General features: G+C 72.1%; 20 protein-coding genes. 16 read left to right on the plus strand and 4 right to left on the minus strand.

Annotated features, from left to right (window positions below):
* Window position 1: 1 nt before the first annotated feature.
* Both WMF31_RS37520 and WMF31_RS37525 read right to left on the minus strand, forming a co-directional pair.
* A complete protein-coding gene (locus tag WMF31_RS37520) occupies window positions 2-592 on the minus strand; it encodes a YcjF family protein (protein WP_436606700.1) in 591 nt (196 codons plus the stop codon).
* 185 nt (window positions 593-777) lie between these two features.
* Complete coding sequence (locus WMF31_RS37525; RefSeq protein WP_436606701.1) at window positions 778-2,445, minus strand: cyclic peptide export ABC transporter; 1,668 nt, start codon at window positions 2,443-2,445, stop codon at window positions 778-780.
* Between the two features lie 680 nt (window positions 2,446-3,125).
* On the opposite strand from WMF31_RS37525, the gene WMF31_RS37530 reads away from it, so the two are divergent.
* The 14 genes from WMF31_RS37530 to WMF31_RS37595 all read left to right on the plus strand — a co-directional run bounded on the left by WMF31_RS37530 (window position 3,126) and on the right by WMF31_RS37595 (window position 19,402).
* On the plus strand, window positions 3,126-3,368 hold the full coding sequence (locus WMF31_RS37530; RefSeq protein ID WP_436606702.1) for an MbtH family protein: 243 nt from the start codon (window positions 3,126-3,128) through the stop codon (window positions 3,366-3,368).
* A gap of 233 nt (window positions 3,369-3,601) precedes the next feature.
* On the plus strand, window positions 3,602-3,931 hold the full coding sequence (locus tag WMF31_RS37535; RefSeq protein ID WP_436606703.1) for a hypothetical protein: 330 nt from the start codon (window positions 3,602-3,604) through the stop codon (window positions 3,929-3,931).
* A 177-nt stretch (window positions 3,932-4,108) separates the two neighbouring features.
* Window positions 4,109-5,347 (plus strand): TolC family protein, encoded by a 1,239-nt coding sequence (locus tag WMF31_RS37540; protein WP_436606704.1) that lies wholly within the window; start codon window positions 4,109-4,111, stop codon window positions 5,345-5,347.
* Window positions 5,344-6,708, plus strand: a complete 1,365-nt coding sequence (locus WMF31_RS37545) for an efflux RND transporter periplasmic adaptor subunit (RefSeq protein WP_436606705.1) — start codon at window positions 5,344-5,346, stop codon at window positions 6,706-6,708. The genes WMF31_RS37540 and WMF31_RS37545 overlap by 4 nt, the downstream gene beginning before the upstream one ends.
* A gap of 10 nt (window positions 6,709-6,718) precedes the next feature.
* Window positions 6,719-9,955, plus strand: coding sequence for an efflux RND transporter permease subunit (locus tag WMF31_RS37550; protein ID WP_436606706.1), 3,237 nt, complete (start codon window positions 6,719-6,721; stop codon window positions 9,953-9,955).
* Window positions 9,952-11,190: a chromate efflux transporter gene (gene chrA / locus WMF31_RS37555; protein ID WP_436606707.1), complete on the plus strand. Its 1,239-nt coding sequence runs from the start codon at window positions 9,952-9,954 to the stop codon at window positions 11,188-11,190. Before WMF31_RS37550 ends, chrA begins: the two co-directional genes overlap by 4 nt.
* 164 nt (window positions 11,191-11,354) lie before the next feature.
* Entirely contained in the window at window positions 11,355-11,624 is a 270-nt protein-coding gene (locus WMF31_RS37560; RefSeq protein WP_436606708.1) for a hypothetical protein, read from the plus strand.
* Window positions 11,625-11,947: 323 nt separating this feature from the next.
* Complete coding sequence (locus WMF31_RS37565) at window positions 11,948-12,277, plus strand: hypothetical protein (RefSeq protein ID WP_436606709.1); 330 nt, start codon at window positions 11,948-11,950, stop codon at window positions 12,275-12,277.
* Between the two features lies 1 nt (window position 12,278).
* A complete protein-coding gene (locus WMF31_RS37570; RefSeq protein ID WP_436606710.1) occupies window positions 12,279-13,640 on the plus strand; it encodes an efflux RND transporter periplasmic adaptor subunit in 1,362 nt (453 codons plus the stop codon).
* Between the two features lie 9 nt (window positions 13,641-13,649).
* Window positions 13,650-16,784 carry an efflux RND transporter permease subunit gene (locus WMF31_RS37575; RefSeq protein ID WP_436606711.1) on the plus strand — a complete coding sequence of 1,045 codons (3,135 nt, stop codon included), beginning with the start codon at window positions 13,650-13,652 and terminating at the stop codon, window positions 16,782-16,784.
* Between the two features lie 3 nt (window positions 16,785-16,787).
* Entirely contained in the window at window positions 16,788-17,366 is a 579-nt protein-coding gene (locus WMF31_RS37580) for a TlpA family protein disulfide reductase (protein WP_436606712.1), read from the plus strand.
* 184 nt (window positions 17,367-17,550) lie between these two features.
* On the plus strand, window positions 17,551-17,823 hold the full coding sequence (locus WMF31_RS37585) for a metal/formaldehyde-sensitive transcriptional repressor (RefSeq protein WP_436606713.1): 273 nt from the start codon (window positions 17,551-17,553) through the stop codon (window positions 17,821-17,823).
* Between the two features lie 8 nt (window positions 17,824-17,831).
* The gene (gene dmeF / locus WMF31_RS37590; RefSeq protein WP_436606714.1) at window positions 17,832-18,836 is read left to right on the plus strand and encodes a CDF family Co(II)/Ni(II) efflux transporter DmeF; all 1,005 of its coding nucleotides are present in this window, start codon (window positions 17,832-17,834) and stop codon (window positions 18,834-18,836) included.
* Window positions 18,833-19,402, plus strand: a complete 570-nt coding sequence (locus tag WMF31_RS37595) for a manganese efflux pump MntP (protein ID WP_436606715.1) — start codon at window positions 18,833-18,835, stop codon at window positions 19,400-19,402. The genes dmeF and WMF31_RS37595 overlap by 4 nt, the downstream gene beginning before the upstream one ends.
* A gap of 488 nt (window positions 19,403-19,890) precedes the next feature.
* Here the strand turns inward: WMF31_RS37595 and WMF31_RS37600 are convergent, their stop codons facing one another.
* The gene (locus tag WMF31_RS37600) at window positions 19,891-20,730 is read right to left on the minus strand and encodes a class I SAM-dependent methyltransferase (RefSeq protein ID WP_436606716.1); all 840 of its coding nucleotides are present in this window, start codon (window positions 20,728-20,730) and stop codon (window positions 19,891-19,893) included.
* A 285-nt stretch (window positions 20,731-21,015) separates the two neighbouring features.
* Here WMF31_RS37600 and WMF31_RS37605 point away from each other — a divergent pair, with 285 nt between their 5' ends.
* Window positions 21,016-21,387, plus strand: coding sequence for a cupredoxin domain-containing protein (locus WMF31_RS37605; RefSeq protein WP_436606717.1), 372 nt, complete (start codon window positions 21,016-21,018; stop codon window positions 21,385-21,387).
* 33 nt (window positions 21,388-21,420) lie between these two features.
* On the opposite strand, the gene WMF31_RS37610 is transcribed toward WMF31_RS37605, so the two are convergent.
* Entirely contained in the window at window positions 21,421-22,314 is an 894-nt protein-coding gene (locus WMF31_RS37610) for a LysR family transcriptional regulator (protein WP_436606718.1), read from the minus strand.
* A 187-nt stretch (window positions 22,315-22,501) separates the two neighbouring features.
* On the opposite strand from WMF31_RS37610, the gene WMF31_RS37615 reads away from it, so the two are divergent.
* Window positions 22,502-23,044, plus strand: coding sequence for a hypothetical protein (locus WMF31_RS37615; RefSeq protein ID WP_436606719.1), 543 nt, complete (start codon window positions 22,502-22,504; stop codon window positions 23,042-23,044).
* Window positions 23,045-23,066: the final 22 nt, after the last annotated feature.

Consider the following 23,066-nt stretch of genomic DNA (forward strand, 5'->3'; position numbering starts at 1 on the left):
CCTACTTCTCCTGCTGCATCCTGGCGACGGTCTCCTTGGACTTCTCGAACTCCGACCTGAAGTACGACCGCATGGCGTTCGGATCGAAGTTGAGCAGCGTGCCGCCGGCCTCGAAATGCATCATGAACACCTTGCCGAGGGCGTTGGTGGCCGCGCCCGCCATGAGCGGCGTCGAGACCATCCCGAGCGTCGTGCCGATCACGGGGACGAACTTGACGAGCCCCATGCCGATCGTCGCCCCCATGCCCACGCTCAAGGTGCTCGATATGAGGGAGCCAATGAGCGTCTTCGCGATGTTCTGGGTGAACTTCACCCCGTAGAGATCGGTGAGCTCCTTCAGCATCTTGAGCTGGACACCCTCGATCGCGACGAAGTCGACGACGGGCACGGGGAGGACGCCTGCCACGAGCGCCCAGAGGACGTTCCGCCGGATGATCGCCTCCGCCCGGTAGATGGACCATTGCCCGTCGGCCGGCGCGCCTTGCGCCTTGACCTCCGATTTGATCTCCGACTTGACCTCGGTGCCATCCGTCAGGACCTCGTGCGTGGCGGACGTCTCGGTCTGCTTGACCCTTGCGCTCTCGGTTGACATGTTACCCTCTCTGTAATTTGGATCGTTGAATCGCTCTGGACTGCATCACGCTTGATTCATCCTGCGTAGCCTCGGCGCTCCCGCATGCCTACGAAGGCGCGAAGCGAAGCGGCGAGGCCTTCGCGTCTCCCGGCCCGCCGCCGGCCGCAGCGGCAGGGCGCGGGCTGCGGCATCGGCGCGCCGCTTCAAACAGCGGCCATGCCCGCCTCCTCCCCGGGCAGCGACGGGTGTGCTCCCCTGCTCGATCGGATGTCCCCGTATTCGAGGGTGATGAGCCGATCCGCCAGGTGAAAGTACCGGTCGTCGTGGGTCACGATGACGACCGTCTTTCCCCGCCGCTTCAGGTCGGGGATGAGCTCCTCGTAGAAGTACCTGCGGAACTCGGGATCCTGCTCCGCGGCCCACTCGTCGAAGGCGTACATGGGCCGGTCCTCGAGCAGCGTGATCATGAGGGCCAGGCGCTTGCGCTGGCCCGTGGACAGCTCCTGGGTGGAGAAGCGCTGGTTCGAGAACGACGTCTTGCGATCGAGCTGCATCTGCGCGAGCAGGCGCCGCACCTCCGCGTCATCGACGCCCGCCATCCCGTAGAGCTTCTTGAACAGGTGGAAATCCGAGAAGATCACCGAGATCATCTCGCGGTACGCCTGCACGTTCGAGGGCTGCACCGCGATGCCGTCGACGAGGAGGGAGCCGCGGGTCGGCGCGTACAGCCCCGTCAAGGCGCGCAGCAGCGTGGATTTGCCGCTCCCGTTGCCGCCGACGATGAACAGGACCTCGCCCGACGTGATCGTGAGCCGCAGGGGGCCCACGCGGAACGCCTGCCCCTTTCCGCTGGCCGCGTAGCGGAACTCGATGTCTCGCGCCTCGATCGCCGCGAACCGCCCGTTCCACGGGTCCTGCTCGCCGGACCCCTGCACCACGCCGCGCGCCGCGTCATCGAGCTTCGCCTCGAGCGTGGCGATGTGCTGCAGCGCCGTGTTGGCCTGGATGAACGCCGGGTAGCACGCCATCACGTAAGACAGCGGGATGAACAGGAACAGGATCCCCGTGACGAGCTGGCTGGCGGTCGCGGAGTCCGCGCCGAAATATTGGGGCAGCACGAACACCGCCGCCCCGAGCGTGGCGTAGCGCGTGCACTGGGCGAACGTGCCGTTGTCGTCGACGAGGCGCGAGGCCTCGAGCGAGGTCGCCCGCAGGTCCCCCGCGACCTGCCGGACCTCCTCGTCGATCTCCGCGCCGCGCTTCCGGCTGAACCGGATCTCCTTCGCGCCCCGGAACAGATCGCTCATCGCCTCGATGAAGGAGAGCCGCATCTGCCCGGCCCTCATCACGTGGGACTTGATCTCCGTGTTCCTGACGTAGAACAGGATGAGCCCCACGCTGAGCAGGGTGCCCGTGATCATGAACCCCGGCCTGGAGACGTTGGCCAGGTAGATCGCGCTGAAGATGACGATCGCCGCCATCTGCATCATGTTCGCGAGGTACGCCCCCGACTGCGAGATGATCGTCAGGTTCTCCGTGATGCGGTCCTGGATCTCCGCGGCGCCGATGCGCTCGAGGCCCAGCAGGTCGGCCCGTCGTGCCTTGGCCGCCACACGTAGCCGGATGTCGAAGAGCGTGTCCTCGAGGAGCGTGCTGATGTTACGGAAGGCGTACCGCGCGCAGAACGCGTAGATCGGGATCGCCGCCAGAAACAGCAGGAACAGGCGCACGCTCGGCGATGCCGCCTGCTGCGCCGCGGTGTTCACGATGGCGAGGATCCCCGCATTGACGAGGCCAGCGATGAAGGACGCCAGCGCGATGCGGCGACGCAGCCGTGGATTTTGCCTGTTGATCAGCTCGACAAGCAACATCGGATGAGGACGCCGGGCAACATTGTCTGGAGCCAGCTCGACTCCGAGCCCCCCCCACCCGCCTTCCGTGGTCAGTCGAGGCCACCGCCCTCACGCGGTGGCCCGTTCGCGGCATCACTTGCTGGGTGTGCTGCCGTCGTCAGTTCCAAACCACCACCACATCGATGACCTCCTTGGTCGTTGTGAGTTGTCGAGATGTCTTGTCAGCCTGCCGGCGGCGACGCGATCACGTCGCCAATGCGACATTTCTCACTTTTGTGTCTGCCGACGCGAGCTTGCAATACGACCTGCAACCTGCCAGATGCACGACTATCCTCCGCTACATGGCGCGTCAACCCATTTTCTCGCTGGGTGACCGTTGAAACCGCGCCGCGAGCCACGTCGTGTGCGCGCTGGCAAGCGTCCCAGCTGTGGGATGTTCGGCGCAATTCACCCGGCCTGTCGAGCTCGCCACGCTGGCCTCGTGGACGCGGGGGGGTCCTCTGGCGCGGAGGCGGACAGCCCTGGGTCGCGACGCTCGCGGCGGCAACGCTATCGCTCGTGCCGTGCGGACCAGCGCCGCGGCGCCCGATCGCGCCTCGTCCATGCGGCGCCCGGACGTTGACCAGGGGCCGGCGCCCCATTCTCATGAACGCTTTTTGAGTCGAGCCTCCAGCGACGAGGTATCATCGGGATCCACGATGAGCATCTTCGACGACGCAGACGCCACCTTCGAGGTGGTCGTGAACCACGAGGAGCAGTATTCGATCTGGCCCGCCGGCCGGGAGATCCCCGCGGGCTGGCGCCCGGCGGGGAAGAGCGGCAAGCGCGCCGAATGCCTCCAGTACATCGAGGAGGTGTGGACCGACATGCGGCCGCTCAGCCTGCGCAAGCAGATGGAGGAGGCGGCAGCGGCCGAGGCAACCCCCGAGCTCACCCGATGACGTCGACCTGACGCGCCGCCCACGACACAGGAGCCCGATACCCCTCGGCCATCGGGCTTTCCAGCGCCTTTCCCGTGCGGCTTTCTGGATACGAGCGCAGCTCGGGCCGCCCATTCCCGCGAAGCATGGGCGCTCCTTGACGCTCGTCCCGTTCTCCTCCACGCTCGCGGCGGATGTTCCGCGTCCGGCGACCCCACCGTGCTCGCAGCGCGATCCTTCGCTGGATCTGCGCCGTGCTTCCGGTGCTCCTCGTCGTCGGTCTGCTGGCGCAAGGCCACACCCTCCAGGCGCTCGGCGTGGCCATCGCTTGCGAGCACCCGACGCTGGCGTCGGCCTCGTCGGAGGAAGGGGATCACGAGGCGCCGGACAGCTCGCACCGCGACTGCCCGCCGAGCTGCGACGACTGCGCCTGCGGCCGCATCCCCATGATGCTGCCCCTCGACGAGGTGCCGCCCTACATCCTCCTCGAGGCGTACGAGATCGTCGCATCGACGCCGCCGGCGATGCCGGGGCGCTCCCCCACCTACCGCCTCGACCGGCCACCGCGACGCCCGCGCGCCTGAGGCGCCCGCGTCAGGTGTCGCGACACGAGCACGGCAGCAGCGTCCAGGCGCATGAGCGCCTCCGCGCCACGCCGCCGGGGCTCTGTCCTCGCGCGCGGTCCTGACCGGGCATGATCGCGGTCCTTCGCGCGAGCGCCGGGTGCGCTCGAGGGCTGTTCGTCCATGCTGCGTCCCTGCGTGCGTCGTCTGTTCGTCTCGTTCTCGCTCGCCCTCCACCTCTCCCTGCTCGCGCCCGCGGCGGTCCTCGCCGCAGGACCACCGCTCACCCGCGCGCGGGTCGTCGAGCTCGCCCGCGCGGCGCCGGCCTCGCGCGTGGCCACGGCCGAGGCTGGGGTCGCCCGCGCCGCGACCTCGGCGGCCGGCGTGCTCTCGCTCGAGAACCCCGTGCTCACCGGGATGGGCGGCGTCCGGCTCAACCCCGACGGGAGCAAGCCAGCGGCCGCTTCAGCGTCCCTCGAGTGGCCGATCGAGCTCGGCGGCCAGCGCGGCGAGCGCATCGCGGCGGCCGGCGCCGAGCAGCGGGCCGCCGAGATCCACGCCGAAGGCGCCCGGCGCGGCGTCCTGCTCGCCGCCCTGCTCCAGCACGCCCTCGTGCTCCGGGACGAGCGGCAGGTGCAGCTCGCCCGCGCCCGCGTCGCCCTCGCCGAGCGGCTCCACGCCGCGGCGGAGCGCCAGCACAAGGCCGGCGAGGTGCCCGAGGTCGACGTGACCCTCGCGCTGCTCCAGAGGGGGCGCGACGTCGCGGCCGCGGAGGCGGCGGAAGGCGCTCGCGACGCGGACAAGGCCGCGCTCCTCGCCCTGCTCGGCCTCCCCTCGTCCGGAGCGCAGGACGTCCCGGTGGAGGGCCCCCTCGTGCCCCCGGGCGAGCCGCCGCCGCTCGCCTCGATCCTCGGCGACGTGGGGGGGCGCCCCGACGTCGGCGCCGCCGAGGCGTCGGTCGACGCCGCGCGGGCCAAGCTGGAGCGGGAGCGAGCGGCCAGGTGGCCGACCGTCAGCGTCATCGCCCAGGCCGAGCACGACGACGGCGCGAACATCGGCCTGCTGGGCCTCGCGGTCCCGCTGCCGCTCTTCAACGCCAACCGCGCCGGCACGGCGACCGCCGCCGCGGAGGTCGCCGTCGCCCGCGCCCGCGCCGACGCCGCGCGGGCCGGCGCGGTGGGCCAGATCCACCAGCTCCACGCGCGCTACGTGGCGACGAGGGAGGCCCTGCGGGCCCTGACGCCGACCGCCGCCCTCATGGAACGGGCGGCCTCGATCTCGGCGCGCGGCTACGAGCTCGGCGAGAAGGATCTCGCGAGCGTCCTCCTGGTGCGCCGCGAGGTCATCGAGGCCGAGGCGGCGCTGCTCGAGGCCGAGCACGCCCACGCGGTCGCCAAGATCGAGCTCCTGGTCGCGGCGGGGAGGGGGCTCCGATGAGCGCGACCAAGGGGAAGATCGAGCTGTCGCCGAAGATGGCGGCCGCGCTCGCGGGCGCGGTCCTGGCGCTCCTCGTCGCGGCGATCGCCGCCACGGTGTTCGTCGAGCACCGGCGCCACGGGCACGACCAGGAGGCCGGTCATGGAGAGCACGAGGGGCACCGTCACGGCGAGGGCGAGGGAGCGCACGCCCACGGCGAGGGCGAGGAGCACGCGCAGGACGAGCATGCTCATGACGAGCACGCGCACGACGAGCACGCTCATGACGAGCACGCGCACGACGAGGGCGACGGAGCCGACGCCCACGGCGGCGACAGGGTGAGGCTCTCGCCCGCGATGATCCAGAACGCCGGGCTGGAGCTCCTCACCGCCGGGCCGGGCGAGGTCGCGGTGACGGTCACGCTCCCCGGCGAGGTGGCGCTCAACGCGGAGGCCATCGCGCACGTGACCCCCCGGGTGCCCGGGGCGGCGCGCGAGGTGAAGAGGCAGCTCGGCGACACGGTGAAGCGCGGCGAGGTGCTCGCCGTGCTCGACAGCCGCGAGCTCGCCGAGCTGCAGCGCGAGGTCCTGTCGGCGAAGGAGCGCCTCGCGCTCGCGGAGGCGAGCTTCGCCCGCCAGGAGGCGCTCTGGAAGGAGCAGATCTCGGCCGAGAAGGAGTACCTGGCCGCCAAGCAGGCGGTCGCCGAGGCGCGGATCGAGCACCGGAGCGCCGCGCAGAAGCTCAGCGCCGCCGCGGGCGCGGGCGCGGCCAGGGGCACCGGGTACGCGCTCGTGGCCCCCATCGACGGCACCATCATCGAGAAGCACATCGCCATCGGCGAGGTCCTCAAGGAGGACACCCAGGTCTTCGTCATCGCCGACCTGTCCACCATCTGGGTGAACGTCACCGTCTACGCCAGGGACCTCAGCCGCGTCCGGGTGGGCCAGACGGCCTGGGTCAAGGCCGAGGGGATCGAGCAGCGCGCGCAGGGCACGCTGGCGTACCTGGGGCAGATCGTCGACGAGCAGAACCGCTCCGCCGTGGCCCGCGTCGTCCTCCAGAACCCGGGCGCGGCGTGGCGCCCCGGGCTGTTCGCGACCGCCGACATCGCCGTCGAGGAGGCGGTCGCGCCGGTGGTCGTCTCGGACGAGGCCGTCCAGCGGGTCGAGGGCAAGGAGGTCGTCTTCGTCCAGGAGGGCGACGCCTTCGAGGCCCGGCCCATCAAGCCCGGCCGCCGCGGCCACGCGCCGGGGGAGCAGGGCGCCGCGCTCGTCGAGGTGCTGGACGGCATCGCCGCGGGGGAGCGCTACGTCGGCAAGAACAGCTTCCTCCTCAAGGCCGAGCTCGGGAAATCCGAGGCGGGCCACGGCCACGCGCACTGAGGAGGCCCCGATGCTCACCCTCCTCGCGAAGCTGCTCGCGTTCTCCGTCCGCCATCGCTGGTTCGTGGTGGTCCTCACGATCGCGGTCGGAGCGCTCGGCGCCTACAACTTCAACCGTCTGCCGATCGACGCGGTGCCCGACATCACCAACGTCCAGGTGCAGATCAACACCTCGGTCAAGGCGCTGTCGCCGGTCGAGGTCGAGCGGCGTGTCACCTTCCCCATCGAGTGGGCGATGGGCGGCATCCCGGGCGTCGAGCAGGTCCGGTCGCTGTCGCGCTACGGCCTGTCGCAGGTGACGGTCGTCTTCGAGGACGGCACCGACATCTACTGGGCGCGCCAGCTCGTGAGCGAGCGCCTCGCGGCGGCCAAGGAGAGCCTGCCGCCGGGGCTCGGCGAGCCGCAGCTCGGGCCCATCGCGACCGGCCTCGGCGAGATCTACATGTGGACGCTCGAGGCCGCGCCGGACGCCCGGCGGCCCGACGGCCAGCCGTACGACCTCACCGACCTGCGCACGATCCAGGACTGGATCGTGCGGCCCCAGATCCGGACGGTGCCGGGGGTGACCGAGGTCAACTCGATCGGCGGCCACGAGCGGCTGTACCAGGTGTCGCCGGATCCGGCGAAGCTCGTCGGTTACGGGCTCTCCTTCCGCGACGTGCTCGAGGCGCTCGCGGCCAACAACGCCAACGCGGGCGGCGGGTACATCGAGCACAAGGGCGAGCAGTACCTCGTCCGCGCCACGGGCCTCGTGCAGGGCGAGGAGGACATCCGGGGCATCGTCGTCGGCCACCAGGGCGAGGTGCCGATCCGGGTCGAGGACGTCGCCGAGGTCGGCGTCGGCCGGGAGCTCCGCACGGGCGCGGCCACCGAGGACGGCGAGGAGGCGGTCATCGGCACGGCGATCATGCTCGTCGGGGAGAACGGCCGCGCCGTCTCCCGGCGCGTGGACGACCAGATCAAGGCGGTCAACAAGTCTTTGCCCCCGGGCGTGACGGTCAAGACCGTCTACGACCGCACCTACCTCGTCGACGCCACCCTGGAGACCGTGAGGAACAGCCTGCTCGAGGGGGCGGCGCTGGTCGTCGTGGTGCTCTTCCTCCTGCTCGGGAACCTCCGCGCCGCGTTCATCGCCGCGCTGGCGATCCCGTTCTCGATGCTGATCGCCGTCACCGGCATGGCCCACGGCAAGATCAGCGGCAACCTGATGAGCCTCGGCGCCATCGACTTCGGGCTCATCGTCGACGGCTCGGTGATCATCGTCGAGAACTGCGTGCGGCGGTTCGCCGAGGAGCAGCGCCGGCTCGGGCGGGGGCTCACCCGGGAGGAGCGGATCGACCTGGCCTACGAGGCCTCGCAGGAGGTCCGGAAGGCGACGATCTTCGGCGAGATCATCATCGCGATCGTCTACCTGCCGATCCTGACGTTGACCGGGATCGAGGGGAAGATGTTCCGGCCGATGGCGCAGACGGTGGTCCTCGCGCTCGCGGGCGCGACGATCCTGTCGATGACGTTCGTCCCGGCGCTCGTGGCGCTGCTGCTCACGGGCCGGGTCTCGGAGAAGGAGAACTTCCTCTTCCGCCACGCGAGGCGCGCCTACGAGCGCGTGCTCTCCTGGGCGCTGTCGCACAAGCCGGCCGTGCTCGGCGTCGCCGGCGTGGTCCTCGCGGCCACGGGCCTCGTCGCCGCCGGGCTCGGCCGCGAGTTCGCCCCGAGGTTGAGCGAGGGGGCGCTCGCGCTCCAGCCGGCGCGCATCCCCTCGATCAGCCTCACGACGAGCGTGGCGATGCAGGCGCAGCTCGAGCGCGTCCTCAAGGAGCGGTTCCCCGACGAGATCGAGCACGTCTTCGCCCGGACAGGGACGGCCGAGGTCGCGACCGATCCGATGGGCCCGAACGTCTCCGACACGTACCTGATGCTGAAGCCGCGGAGCGGCTGGAAGAAGGCGGCCACGCAGGAGGAGCTCGCCGAGGCGATCGAGGAGGTGATCCGGGAGCTGCCGGGGCAGAACTACGAGTTCAGCCAGCCCATCGAGCTGCGGTTCAACGAGCTCATCAGCGGCGTGCGGAGCGACGTCGCGGTCAAGGTCTTCGGCGACGACCTCGAGGTGATGCTCGCGGAGGCGAAGAAGATCGGCGCCGTCCTGGCGAGGACGCCGGGCGCGGCCGACGTCAAGGTGGAGCAGGTCACGGGGTTGCCGGTGCTGACCATCGACGTGGACCGGCCCATGGCGGCCCGTTACGGGCTCAACGTCGCCGACGTGCAGGCGGTCGTCGAGGCCGCGGTCGGCGGCGTGAGCGCCGGCGAGGTCTTCGAGGGCGACAAGCGCTTCGATCTCGTGCTCCGGCTGCCCGACGCCATCCGCCGCGACCTCGGGGCGCTGGAGCGCCTCCCGATCCCGCTCCGGGACACGGGCGAGCACGCGCCTGGACCGAGCGGCCCGACCGTCGCCGCGGCGGCCCGGACGGCCGGTCGGGCCGCCTTCGTGCCGCTCGGCGCCGTGGCCAGGATCAGCGTCGAGGAGGGCCCCAACCAGGTGAGCCGGGAGGACGGCAAGCGCCGGGTCGTGGTCCAGTGCAACGTGCGCGGGCGCGATCTCGGCGGCTTCGTCGCCGACGCGGAGGAGCGGATCGACGCCGAGATCAAGCTCCCGCCGGGATACTGGATGTCCTGGGGCGGCCAGTTCGAGAACCTGCTCGCCGCGCAGCGCCGCCTGGCCGTGGTGGTGCCGCTGGCGCTCGGGCTGATCTTCGGCCTGCTCTTCCTCTCCGTCGGGACGCTCAGGAACGCCGCCCTGATCTTCACCGGTGTCCCGCTGGCGCTCACCGGGGGTATCCTCGCGCTGTGGGCTCGCGGGCTGCCGATCTCGATCTCGGCGGCCGTGGGCTTCATCGCCCTGTCGGGCGTCGCCGTGCTGAACGGGCTCGTGATGGTGACCTTCATCGAGAACATGCGGCAGCGCGGCGAGGCGCTCGACGACGCCGTGCTCCACGGCTCCATCGCGCGGCTCCGCCCGGTCCTGATGACCGCGCTCGTGGCCGCGCTCGGCTTCGTCCCGATGGCGCTCGCCACCGGCACCGGCTCCGAGGTGCAGCGGCCCCTGGCGACGGTCGTGATCGGCGGGATCCTCTCCTCCACGGCGCTCACGCTGCTCGTCCTGCCGGTGCTCTACCGGCTGACCCATCGCCAGGGAGAGCCGGCGGCCCCGGGCGAGCCCGCGGAGCTCGCGGCAGGTGCACCGCCGTGAGGGGCGAGCCGACCCCCGCATCCACGTCGGTCCGGCGCTGGACGGCGGCGGATCTGCGCGAGCTCGCGTGGCTCTTTCTGCGCCTCGGCGTGACGGCGTTCGGGGGGCCCGCCGCGCACATCGCGATGATGCAGGACGAGGTCGTGCGCCGGCGCAAGTGGCTCTCCGAGGAGCGCTTCCTCGACCTGCTCGGCGCGACCAACCTCATCCCCGGCCCCAACTCCACGGAGATGGCGATCCACATCGGCTACGAGCGAGCGCGGGGACCGGGCCTCGCGGTGGCCGGCATCTGCTTCATCGTGCCCGCGATGCTCATCACGGGCGCCCTCGGCTGGGCGTACGTGCGCTTCGGCACGCTGCCGACGGCGACGTGGCTGCTCTACGGCATCAAGCCCGTGATGATCGCCGTCGTGGTGCGGGCGATCGGCGCGCTCGCGCCGAGGGCGGCCCGCACCACGCCGCTCAGGCTCCTCGGCGCGACGGCCGCCGTCCTCGCGTGGCTCGGCGTGAACGAGCTCGCCGTGCTGCTCGGCGCGGGCGCCGCCAGCGCGGCGCTCGCGCGCCTCGGCGGGGGTCCCGGCGCTCCCTCCGCCCGGCCTCCGGCGCCGGACAGCCGGCCTCCGGCGCCGGACGGGGAGCGCGCCGGCGGCAGGGCGGCCGCGCTGACGCCCTGGCTCCCCGGGTTCGCCGCCGCGGGCGCGGTCACGCTGCCGGGCCTCTTCTGGGTGTTCCTCAAGACCGGCGCCGTCCTCTTCGGCAGCGGCTACGTCCTGCTCGCCTTCCTGCGCGCCGATCTCGTGGAGCGGCTCGGCTGGATGACCGAGGCGCAGCTCGTGGACGCGATCGCCGTGGGGCAGGTCACGCCGGGGCCCGTGTTCACCACGGCGACGTTCGTGGGCTACGTGCTGGCCGGCCCTGCGGGCGCGCTCGTCGCGACGCTCGGCATCTTCCTGCCCGCGTTCTTCTTCGTCGCCGTGAGCGGTCCCCTGGTGCCGCGGCTGCGCCGCTCGCCGGTCGCGGGGGCGGTCCTCGACGGCGTGAACGTCGCCTCGCTCGCCCTCATGCTGGTCGTGACGGCGCAGCTCGGGCGCGCCTCGCTCGTCGATCTGCCCACCGCGCTGCTGGCGGCCGCGAGCGCGCTGCTGCTCTTTCGCTTCAAGCTCAACACGACGTGGCTGATCGTCCTCGGCGGCGCGCTCGGCTGGGCCATCCACCGCGCCGGGCTCGCGGGGTGAGGTCGGCGGCGGACCGCGCGGCCCGGCGGCTGTTGGGGTTCGCACCCCTCAGGGCGCATGGTACGCTCTGCCGGCTCGTGATCCGGCAGCGAAGGCGAAATTCTCGATCTGGGTGGACGCGGCGGCTCGTCCGGCTGCTCTCCACGGTCGTGCTCGCCTTGTTCATGAGCCAGCTGACGGCGGCGTACGCCTTCGTCGCCGTCGACGACTGCGGCGAGTCGTGTCCCGACGATGAGGATCAGCGGGACTGCCCTTGTCCCCTGGATTGCGCCTCGGGGTGCTGCGCGGCGAGGATCCCGGCGTTCCCGCCCTCGCCCAGCATTCCGGTCCTGCTCGCGCCCTCCTCCGCGGAGCTGCTGCTGCTCCTGCCCGAGCGCGCGCCCCCGTCGCCCGAGGGGCGCGAAGTGATCCACGTCCCAAGGCGCCTCGCCTAGCCAGGCGATGATGGCCGCTCCGCGGCCCGAGCCGTCGATCGCGCTCCGGGGAGCTCCATGCGGGCCTTGCCCGCCCGCGGTGGCGTCGGGCGTTCGCGGCGTGGTTCAGCACCCTGCCACGTCCGAGCGGAGGGCGTGGTCGCGACCTGTCGTCGCGCGCCTGCTCCAGCGAGCCCGTACGGCGCTGCTCTCCCCACCTCGCGCACCACGGTCGCGGGCAGGGTGGTCGGCGGTGGCGACGGCGCTGCGCTGGCGCGGCAGCGACGGTATGCCTGAGACCCGTTCATCACGTGACGTTGCGGACAACAAGGAAGGATAGACCCATGAAGATTCATCCCCTCTCGCTCGTGCTCTGCGTCCTCGCCCTCGGGGCTGCGTCGTGCTCGAAGGAAGCGCCGAGCGCCGGCGAGGCCGCGCCCGAAAAGGCGCAGGCGAAGGCGGCGCACGCGCCCGCCGACGTGAGGCCCGGCTCCCACGAGGACTGGTGCGGGGAGCACGAGGTGCCGGAGTCGCAGTGCACCCGCTGCAACCCGGATCTGGTGCCGGCCTTCAAGGCCACGGGCGACTGGTGCGCGGAGCACGGGCTGCCCGAGTCGCAGTGCCTGAAGTGCAACCCCGACCTGAAGATCGTCAGGCCGCCGAAGGGGAGCTGACATGGCTCATCGCGCGTACGCCGTCGTGCTCCTGCTCCTCGCCGCCCTCGCGGGGTGCGGGAGGCAGGGGGCCGAGAGGGCCGCGCAGGAGGAGGCCGAGGCGAGGCCCAGGGCGGCGTCGGCCGTCGAGGGCGCCATGTGCAAGGAGCACGGCGTGCTGGAAGCGCTCTGCACGAAGTGCAATCCGAGGCTCGTCCCGGTCTTCCAGGCGAAGGGCGACTGGTGCAAAGAGCACGGATTCCCGGAGTCCATCTGCCCCCTCTGCCACCCCGAGCGCGGGGGCAAGCCGGCGGCCGACGTGACGAGCGACGGCGCGCCGGCGGACGGGACGAAGGTCAAGCTCAGGACCAAGGACACGGCCCGGCTCGCCGGCATCGTCACCGAGAAGGCCGTCGAGCGGCCGGGCGGCGGCGGCATCCCCGTGACCGCCAGGATCGTCTACGACGCGCTCAAGGTGGCGGAGATCAACGCCCGCGCCGCGGGGGTCGTCCGGCGGCTCCACGTGGACGTGGGCGCGGAGGTCGAGAAGGGCGCGCCGCTCGCGATCATCGACAGCGCCGACGTGGGGGCGGATCGATCGCGGCTGGCCAGCGCGCTGTCGCGCCTCAAGATCGCCGAGGAGAACCTGCGGCGCGAGGAGCAGCTCGAGAAGGAGGGGGTCTCGTCGCGCCGGAGCGTCCTCGCCGCGCAGCAGGAGCTCGACGCCGCCCGCGCCGAGCGCGCCTCCTTCGCGGCCTCCCTGGCCGTCGTGGGCGCGAGCGCGGGCGGGAGCGGGGGCTACACGCTCACGACCCCGCTCGCCGGCGTCGTGACCCAGCGCAAGGCGACCGTGGGCCGGCTCGTCGGCGTCGAGGAGACCCTGTTCGAGGTGGTCGACGTCTCGAGCATGTGGGCCGAGCTCGACGTGCCCGAGACCGACCTTCCGGCCGTCTCGCTGAAGCAGCCGGTGATCCTCGAGGTCGACGGCCTGAAGGGGCGCGAGCTCAAGGGCGAGATCACGTACGTGGCCCCGGCCATCGATCCGGCCACGCGCACGGCCAAGGCGCGCGTCCCGCTCGCGAACCCCGACGGCGCGCTGCGGGCCAACATGTTCGGCCGGGCGCGCATCCTCGCCCCCGCGCGCGCCGCGGTCATGGTGCCCCGCGCCGCCGTCCAGCGCGCGAGGACGGTGAAGCTCGTGTTCGTGCGGCTCGCGGAGGACCAGTTCGAGGCGCGGCGGGTCGAGATCGGGGCGACCGAGGGCGACCTCGTCGAGGTGACGAAGGGCGTGCGCCCGGGCGAGGAGGTCGCGACCGAGGGGAGCTTCCTGCTCAAGACCGAGACGCTCAAGGAGAGCATCGGCGCAGGCTGCTGCGAGGACTGAGGCGCGATCATGCTGAACGCCGTCATCACGTGGTCGCTCCGCCACCGGCTGCTCGTGATCCTCGCCTCGATCGGCCTCTCCCTGGCGGGCCTCCTCGCCCTCCGCCGCCTGCCGATCGACGCCTTCCCGGACACGACGCCGGTGCAGGTGCAGATCAACACCGTCGCCCCTGCCCTCTCGCCCGTCGAGATCGAGCGCCAGATCACGGCGCCCGTCGAGCAGGCGATCTCGGGGCTGCCCAGGCTCGAGGAGGTCCGCTCGCTCTCCCGCTTCGGGCTCTCCCAGGTCACCGCCCGCTTCGAGGACGACACGGACATCTACCTGGCCCGTCAGGTCGTCATGGAGCGGCTCCAGACCGTGGCGCTGCCGCCGGGCATCGATCGCCCGGAGCTCGGCCCGGTCGCCACGGGGCTCGGCGAGGTGTTCCACTACGTGGTCACGGGCAAGGGCAAGTCGCTGAGCGAGCTGCGCACGGTCCACGACTGGGTCATCGCGCCGCAGCTCCGCTCGGTGCGGGGCGTCGCCGAGGTCAACGCCTGGGGCGGCGACGAGCGGCAGATCCAGGTCCTCGTCGACCCGGCGGAGCTCTCGGCGCGGGGGCTCTCGCTCCACGACCTGTCCGAGGCCCTGGAGCGCAACAACGCCAACGTGGGCGGGGGCACCCTGGACCAGGCGGGCGAGTCGAGCCTGATCCAGGGCATCGGCATCGCCACGCGCGTGCGCGACATCGAGGACATCGTGGTCGCCGCCAGGGGCGGGGCGCCGATCCGGGTCCGCGACGTGGCCCGGGTGGTCGAGGGGCGCGAGATCCGGCGGGGCGCGGTCACCGCGGACGGCCAGGGCGAGGTCGTGCTCGGCCTCGGCTTCATGCTGATGGGCGAGAACAGCCACGAGGTCACGACGCGGCTCAAGGCGCGCCTGGAAGAGGTCGAGAAGAGCCTGCCGGAGGGGGTCGACGTCGCCGTCGTGTACGACCGCACCGAGCTCATCGACGAGGTGCTCGGCACCGTGGAGAAGAACCTGCTCGAGGGCGCGCTCCTCGTCGTGGCGGTGCTCTTCGCCTTCCTCGGCAACCTCCGCGCCGGGCTCATCGTGGCCTCGGCCATCCCGCTGTCGATGCTCTTCGCGTTCGACCTCATGCTGCGCGCGGGCGTGGCGGGGAGCCTGATGAGCCTCGGCGCGATCGACTTCGGGCTGGTCGTCGACAGCTCGGTGATCATGGTCGAGAACTCGGTCCGGCGGCTCTCCGAGGAGACGAGCGACCGGAGCACGACGGACGTCGTGCGCGACGCCTCGATCGAGGTGCGCAAGCCGACGATGTTCGGCGAGCTCATCATCATGATCGTCTACCTGCCGATCCTCGCGCTCGAGGGGGCGGAGGGGAAGCTGTTCCGGCCGATGGCGCTCACCGTGATCTTCGCGCTCATGGGCTCGATGATCCTGTCGCTCACGCTCATGCCGGCGCTCGCGAGCCTGCTCCTGCCGCGCCGCATGAAGGAGCGCGAGAACGCGCTCGTGCGCCTCCTCAAGCGGGCCTACCGGCCCGCGCTGCAGCTCGCGCTCCGGTGGCGCTGGGCGGTGCTCGCCGGCGCCGTGCTGCTCCTCGGCAACGCGGTCTTCCTCGCGACGCGGCTCGGCGCCGAGTTCGTGCCGCGGCTCCGCGAGGGCACCCTCGTCGCCAACACCGTGCGGCTCTCGGGCGTCTCGGCGGGTGAGTCGATCCGCTACGGCACCCAGCTCGAGCGGGTCCTCCTCGACAGGTTCCCGGACGAGATCGAGCGCGTCTGGACCCGCACGGGCACCGCGGAGGTGGCGACGGATCCGATGGGGCTCGAGCTGTCCGACATGTTCATCACGCTCAGGCCGCGGGAGGCCTGGAAGCGCGCCGCGACGCAGGACGAGCTCGTCGAGGCGATGGAAGCCGAGCTCGCGGGGATGCCGGGCATGCGCGTCATCTACACGCAGCCGATCGAGATGCGGGTCAACGAGATGGTGGCGGGGATCCGGGCCGATCTGGGGGTGAAGCTGTTCGGCGACGACTTCGACACGCTGAAGCAGAAGGCGCGCGAGATCGAGGCCGTCCTCAAGCGGATCCCCGGCGCGGCCGACGTGGTGACCGAGCAGCTCACGGGGCAGCCCGTGCTCGAGATCGCGGTCGACCGCGACGCGATCGCGCGGCACGGCATCGCGGCCGCCGACGTGCTGGAGGTCGTCGAGGCGCTCGGCGCGCGGGAGGTGGGGCAGCTCCAGGAGGGCGAGCGCCGCTTCCCCGTGGTGCTGCGCATCGACGACCGCCACCGGGAGGACGCCGCCTCGATCGGCCGCATCCTGGTCACGGCGGCCGGCGGGGAGCGCATCCCGCTCGCGCGGCTCGCGAAGATCCGCACGGTCGAGGGGCCGACCGCGATCCAGCGCGAGTGGGCGAAGCGCCGGATCGTCGTGCAGGCGAACGTCCGCGGCCGGGACGTGGGCACCTACGTCGAAGAGGCGAGAGACAGGCTGGATCGGGAGGTCGAGCTGCCGCCCGGCTATTACGTCCGCTTCGGCGGGCAGTTCGAGCACCTCGAGCGCGCGCAGGCGCGCCTGCTCGTCGTCGTGCCCGCGGCCCTGGGGCTGATCCTGCTCCTGCTGTACCTCACCTACGGGCGGCTCCTCGATGCGGTCCGCGTCTTCACGGGCGTCCCGTTCGCTGCGATCGGCGGCGTCGTCGCGCTCTGGCTCCGCGACCTGCCGTTCAGCATCTCCGCGGGCGTCGGGTTCGTGGCGCTGTCGGGCGTCGCGGTGCTCGGGGACATGGTGCTCGTCTCCACCATCCGGCAGCTCACCGCGACCGGGATGCCGGTGCGGGACGCCATCGAGCTCGCGGCCGAGCGGCGCCTCCGTCCGGTCCTCATGACGGCGCTGGTCGCCTCGCTGGGCTTCGTGCCGATGGCGCTGAACACGGGGGTCGGGGCCGAGGTGCAGCGCCCGCTGGCGACGGTCGTGATCGGCGGCGTGATCTCCTCCACGCTGCTCACGCTGCTCGTCCTGCCGGTGCTCTACAGCGTGGTGGGCGGGCGGCGCCGCGCGGGGGCCGCCGGCGGGACGGACACCGCCGCCCCCCCGCCGCGCCCCGGCCCGGCCCTGTCGCCCGCCGCGGAGTAGGCGATGAGCGCGCGCGCCCGCCTCCGCAGGATCGCCGCCGCCGCGGGCGTCCTGGTCCTCGTCCAGGCGCTCGCGGTGGGGCTCTACCGGGCCGTGGAGCATCGCCGCGGCGCGGAGCGACCAGGTCGCCCGTTCGCGTACGAGCGGCTCGACGGCACCCGGCCTGTGCCGGACACCGCCTTCGAGCGGCCGGACGGGACCTTGCTCCACGCGGGCGCCTTGCGCGGCCGGCCCGTGCTGCTCCACTTCTGGGCCACCTGGTGCGCCCCGTGCCGCGCCGAGCTCCCGCGCTTGCTGGAGCTCGGCCGAGAGCTGGAGGAGGCCGGCAGGCTGAAGCTCGTGGCCGTGAGCGTCGACGAGAGCTGGGAGGTCGTGCGCGCCTTCTTCGGGGGCGAGGTGCCTCCCGGCGTCGTGCGGGCCGGCGCGCCCGCGGTGCAGCGGCGGTTCGGGGTCTCGACGTTGCCTGACACGTTCCTGGTCGAGGAAGACGGCATGATGGCCCTCCGGTTCACGGGCGCGAGGGACTGGCGAGCGCCCGAGGCGAGGGCGCTGCTGATGGAACGGGAGCGGCCAGGGCCGTGAGCGCGCTTCCTCCTCGGGCGCTCGTCAGCAGCGCAGCAAGAGGGGAGCTCACGGTGGCTCGTCCCTGCTTCGCCCTCCCCCTTACGCCGCCTCGCGGACGCAGCGACCTCCGAGAGACGAGAGCCGGCGCCGGACCAGGGCCTGCGCGCTTGATGCAGCTAGCATAGTCCCCTAGACTATCCGGGTGCACACGATCGAGAGCAAGAAGAAGCTCATTGCCCGCGTGCGGCGCATCCGTGGTCAGCTCGAGGCGGTGGAGCGCGCGCTCGAGGGCGAGCACGGCTGTGCGGAGGTCCTCCAGACCGTGACGTCGGCGCGAGGCGCCCTGAACGGGCTCGTGGGGGAGCTCATCGAGGGCCATATCCGGACCCACGTCGTGGACCCGGAGCGCACGACGGCACCGCAGCGCGAGGCGGTCGAGGAGCTGGTCCAGATCGTTCGCGCCTACGTGAAATGAGGGGCGTCATGACGAACGACGCGGCGTCCGACCTGCTCGACGAGCTGAGGCACACCCACGATCACGGGGCCGCGGTGGCCTCTCACGAAGCGAGGACGCGCTGGGTCGTCGCGCTCACGCTGGCGATGATGGTCGCCGAGCTCGTGGTCGGATACGCGACGAACTCGCTCGCCCTGACCGCCGACGGCTGGCACATGGCGACGCACGCGGGCGCCCTCGGCATGGCCGCGCTGGCCTACTGGTTCGCGCGGAGACAGTCGGGGTCGAGCGTCTTTTCCTTTGGCACGGGGAAGGTCCACGCGCTGGCCGGTTACACGAGCGCCGTGGTCCTTTCGCTCATCGCGCTCCTGATGGTGGTCGAGTCGCTGCGCCGCTTCCTGCGCCCCGCGCCGATCGCCTTCTCCGAGGCGCTCCCCGTCGCCGTGCTGGGCCTGGCCGTCAACCTCGTCAGCGTGAAGCTCCTCCACACGGACGAGCACCACGGCGCGGACCATGACGAGGATCACGAGCATGACGACGGGGAGCACGCCCCGCATCGCCATGAGCACGCGCATCACGGGCACGACCACAACCTCCGCGCCGCGTACTTCCACGTGCTCGCCGACGCGCTGACGAGCGTGCTCGCCATCCTGGCGCTCCTGGGCGGGCGCTACTTCGGCTGGACGTTCCTCGACGCCGCCATGGGCGTCGTCGGCGGCGTGGTCATCGCGCGCTGGAGCTACGGCCTGTGCCGGCAGGCGGCGAAGCAGCTCCTCGACGTGGTTCCATCGGAGGAGATCACGAAGCGCATTCGCCGGCGGATCGAGTCGGAGTTCGCTGGCGCGGCCGTCGTCGACCTTCACCTGTGGGATATCGGCCCGAGGGCTCGCGCCTGCATCGTGTCGATCGCCGCGCGGTCTCCGCAGCCGCCGATCGCCTACCGCGAGGCCCTGACCTCCATCGCGAGCCTCCAGCATGTCACCGTGGAGGTCCACCCCCTCCCGGCGGCCCAGCGGTCGGCGGCGGCGTCGTGAGCTTCGGCGCGATCCTGCTCCTCGCCCTCGGCCTGGCCATGGATGCGACGGCGGTCTCGGCCGCGCGGGGGCTGGCGACCCCCGCGATACGCGCCCGGCACGTCGCGCTCGTCGCGGGCTTCTTCGGCGGGTTTCAGGCGCTCATGCCGCTCATCGGGTGGCTCCTCGGCGCGCGTGTCGGGCCCCTCGTGCAGGCGTGGGATCACTGGATCGCCTTCGGGCTCCTCGGGGCCATCGGCGGCAAGATGCTGTGGGAGGCGCGGGGCGGCGCGGACGATGACGACGACGCGCCGAAGGACCTGTTCGCCTTGAGGGTCATGTTCGTGCTGGCCATCGCGACCAGCATCGACGCGCTCGCGATCGGCTTCACGCTCCCGATGTTGAACGCGCCGTTCGCGCTCTCCCTCGTCACGATCGGGATCACGACCGCGGTCCTCTCCGCGATCGGCCTGTTCGCCGGCAGGCGCTTCGGCGCGATGCTCGGCAAGCGGCTCGACGTGGCGGGGGGCGTCGTGCTCATCGGCCTTGGCGTGAAGATCCTGATCGAGCACTTGCGGGCGACATAGCCGCTGTCCCCCGGCTGCGGCTCGGCGGGCGCCGGCGCCTCGCGCCGATCGCCCGCCCGGCCGCCTGGTACGCGGTCACCCAGGCTCGCCCCGGGGACGTCGCTCACGGGACGAGCCTCGGTGAGAGCGAAGCGACCGGATCATGGGTGGTCTTGCTGCGGAACGGAGGTCGAAGAGGGCTCGCGCGCGGATGACCGGCGACCGAACGCCCCGTCGACGTACACGATCCCCAGGAGCGCCACGGCCACGACGCCGAGCCAAAGGATTCGAGCGCGCCGGTTTGGACGGCAGTGAGGGCAGCTCATGTTCGGGCCTCTTCGCTGGTCTGGGTCGCTGGAGCGCTCCGCGTGACGGGCCTGGTGACCTGCGTTGCGCGCCTCCGCGGCGGCTCGGGCGCCGCGCCGCCTTCATGAACATAGCGGATGCCGCTGGGCCTGTCTCCCGCGGCGGCGGTGCTCGGCGCGGCGCCCGACGACGCTGCGCGCATGTCAACGCTCCGCCTCGCGCCCGGGGGGCTTCCTGGCGATCGCATAGAGCGCGTTGGTCTCGGCGCTGAGGGCGTTGCGCGCGCGGAGCGGGGCGAGGGTGTCGCGCTTGACGACCTCCTGCGTGCCGGGGTCGAGCTTGTCGATCGTGCCGCGATAGCCCGACCCGAGGGCGATGACCCACCAGTCGTCCGGCGAGGTGAGGGGCTGCCTGGAGGGCTCGGCGTCGACGGCGCAGGCCGCGACGCCGGCCGCTGCGAGCATCGCGCGGAGGGCGTCCGGGGAGTTGACGCGCTCCCACGGCCGGAAGGTCTTGTAGACGTCGGGCCGGTGGGCCTGGATCGCGTCCCAGAACGCGGTGTTGCCGGGCTCGAGCACGTCGGTGCCCCACGTGGTGACGGCGAGCGTGCCGCCGGGCTTGAGCCATCGCCAGAGCCGGCGCACGGCGGCGGGCATGTCCGGCATGAAGAAGATGCCGAAGACGCAGACGATGGCGTCGAAGCTCCCGGGCGGCAGGTCGAGGGCCTCCACGTCGGCGCAACGGAAGTCGATGTTCGAGAGCCCCAGCGCGCGGGCCTTGGCGCGCCCGCGGTCGAGCAACGCCTCGGCGAGATCGACGGCGAGCACGGAGCCCGTGGGCCCGACGGCCCGGGCGGCGGGGATGGCGGACGATCCGGTGCCGGAGCACACGTCGAGCACGCGGTGGCCGGGCTCGAGGCGGGCGCGCTCGACGGTGCGCGCCCCGATGCGGGCCCAGAAGGCGAGCGGCGGGTCGTCGAAGTGATCCGCGGCGGCGGAGTACGTGACGGCGGTGCGTGCTTTGTCGGGATCGAGCTGGTTCATGGCGTCCCTTGGGGTCTTCAGGGTCGGAGGACACGCGGATGCGCTCCCCGGCGGCCGGCCTGCGCTCCCTGCCAGGCCGGCTCGCATCCGGGCAGACGCGCCCCCTGGCCCGCCATTACGGGCGCCATCGCCGGTGATCGTGACCTGATGTTCGTCGGGCCACGAGCCCCGGGCGCCGCGGGCGCTCCTGCGGCGCCGGGGCGCGCGTCCAAGCCGGCCCCGCGCTCGACTGTAATGCGGTGGAGACCCGCGCGTCTCCCTCGCGGAACCCGAAAGGAGAGCCTCATGAAGATCACGCACGCCATCCTCTCGATCGCGCTCGGCATCCCCTCGGTCGCCTCCGTGCTTGGCTGCGCGCAGCCGGCGAGCGCCGAGCCCCAGAAGGCCCCGCGCGTGGTCGAGATCATGGTCCACGGCGGTTTCGTGCCGGACAAGATCGCCGCGGTCGAGGGCGAGCGGCTCCAGCTCAAGCTCGTCCGTCACGACAGCGGCGCCTGCACGAAGGAGATCGTCTTTCCCAGCCTCGGTATCCGCAAGGAGCTGCCGACGGGGCAACCGGTCACCATCGACCTGCCCGACCTGAAGGCGGGGGAGCTGAGGTTCGAGTGCGGCATGGGGATGCTCAAGGGCACCCTCGTCGTCGCGCCGAAGAAGTGAGTCGGCCGGGGCGCCGCGGGGCGGCGGCACGGATCATGAACGTGGTGGTCCGAGCAGCGTGGAGGCGAAGTCCAGGAAGACCCGCACCCTGGGGATGATGTGCCGCGGGCTCCGGTAGAGCGCGTGGATCGGACGCTCGTCCACGGCGAACTCATCCAGCACGGTGACCAGCGCCCCCGACGCGAGCTCGGGCGCGATCATGAAGTCGAAGACCCAGGCGAGCCCGGCGCCGGCCACGGCCAGCGCCTTGAGCGCGTCGCCGTCGTTGACGCTGAGAGAGCCGGTGGGCTCGAACACGAGCGCCCGGCTCTCCGCGCCGAAGCGCCATGGCACGACGCGGCTCTCGCGGACGAACCCGAGGCAGCGGTGCTGCCGGAGGTCGTCCGGCGTCTCCGGCGTCCCGCTCCGGCGCAGGTACTCCGGCGAGGCGCACACGAGCATCCGCGTGACGCCGAGCCTCCGCGCCACGGCCTCGGCGTCCCGGAGGTGCCCGATGCGCAGGCTGACGTCGACCCCCTCCGCGGCCGGGTCGATCACCGCGTCCCGTAGCCGGAGATCGAGCTCGATGCCCGGGTGCTGCGCCAGGAAGCCCGGCAGCGCGGGCACGAGCGCGAGCCGCCCGAGGGCCGCGGGCACCTCGACGCAGAGGCGCCCCTCGGGGACGGCGCGGGCGTGCGCGATCGACTGCTTCGCGGCCTGGAGCTCCTCCAGGATGCGCTGGCACCGCTCGAGGAAGGCGCGGCCCTCGTCGCTCAGCCGGAGCGCGCGCGTGGTCCGGTGGAACAGCCGGACGCCGAGCTCGTCCTCGAGCTGCGCGATGCGCCGGCTCGCCGCCGAGGCGGTGATGTGCAGCGACCGCGCCGCGCGGGTGATGCTCCCGAGCTCCGCGACCCGCACGAAGGCCTCGATGTTCGCCAGGGAGTCCACGGCGCCGACGCTACCACGCCCTCGAGGGGCCCAGGATTCGTGCGCGCCACGCACGAGTCCTGTTCACGGGACGCGATCGACCCGTCGGGGCGCGCCGGGTATCCCTGTTCTGCGGCGGGCGCCCCTCCCCCCGGTGGCGTGAGGCGCCCGCGCGACCTCAGGGCCTCAACGGCGCGGAGATCCAGCCATGCAGACATCCCAGGACATCGCAGCAGCGCTCACGAGGAGGGCGGCGCTCGCCGGCGTCGCCGTCATGGTGCTCACCACGGTACACCACGCGATCGGCGCCGTGGTCTACAGGACGCCCTGGCGGCTGCACATCGCGTTGCTCGCCGTCCCGACGATCGCGGTGCTCCTCGGCGCCCTCGCCGTCCACCGCCGCCGCGCGGGCGCGCCTGCCGGGCGGGCCGCGTTCGTGGTGCTCGCCGCGGTGCTGGCGCTCGTCCCGATCGCATGGATCGGCGCGTTCGAGGGCCTCTACAACCACGTGCTGAAGGACGCGCTCTACTTCCTGGCGCCCCGGTCCCCGGCGCTCCTGCGCCTCTTTCCACCGCCCACTTACGTGATGCCGGACAACGCGATATTCGAGATCACGGGCGTCCTTCAGGTCGTCCCGGCATGGGTCGCCGCCACGGCGCTCGCGCGACGCTCGCTCGGCTCCCGGACAGCACGCTCGAGCCTGATCGTCCGGTCAAACCATGACGTCCCGAGGGTCGGGGAGATCCGATGAGCGTCCGCCCTGCGCCGCCGCT

The sequence above is a fragment of the Sorangium sp. So ce1036 genome (assembly GCF_051369805.1).
Lineage (GTDB): Bacteria > Myxococcota_A > Polyangia > Polyangiales > Polyangiaceae > Sorangium > Sorangium cellulosum_F.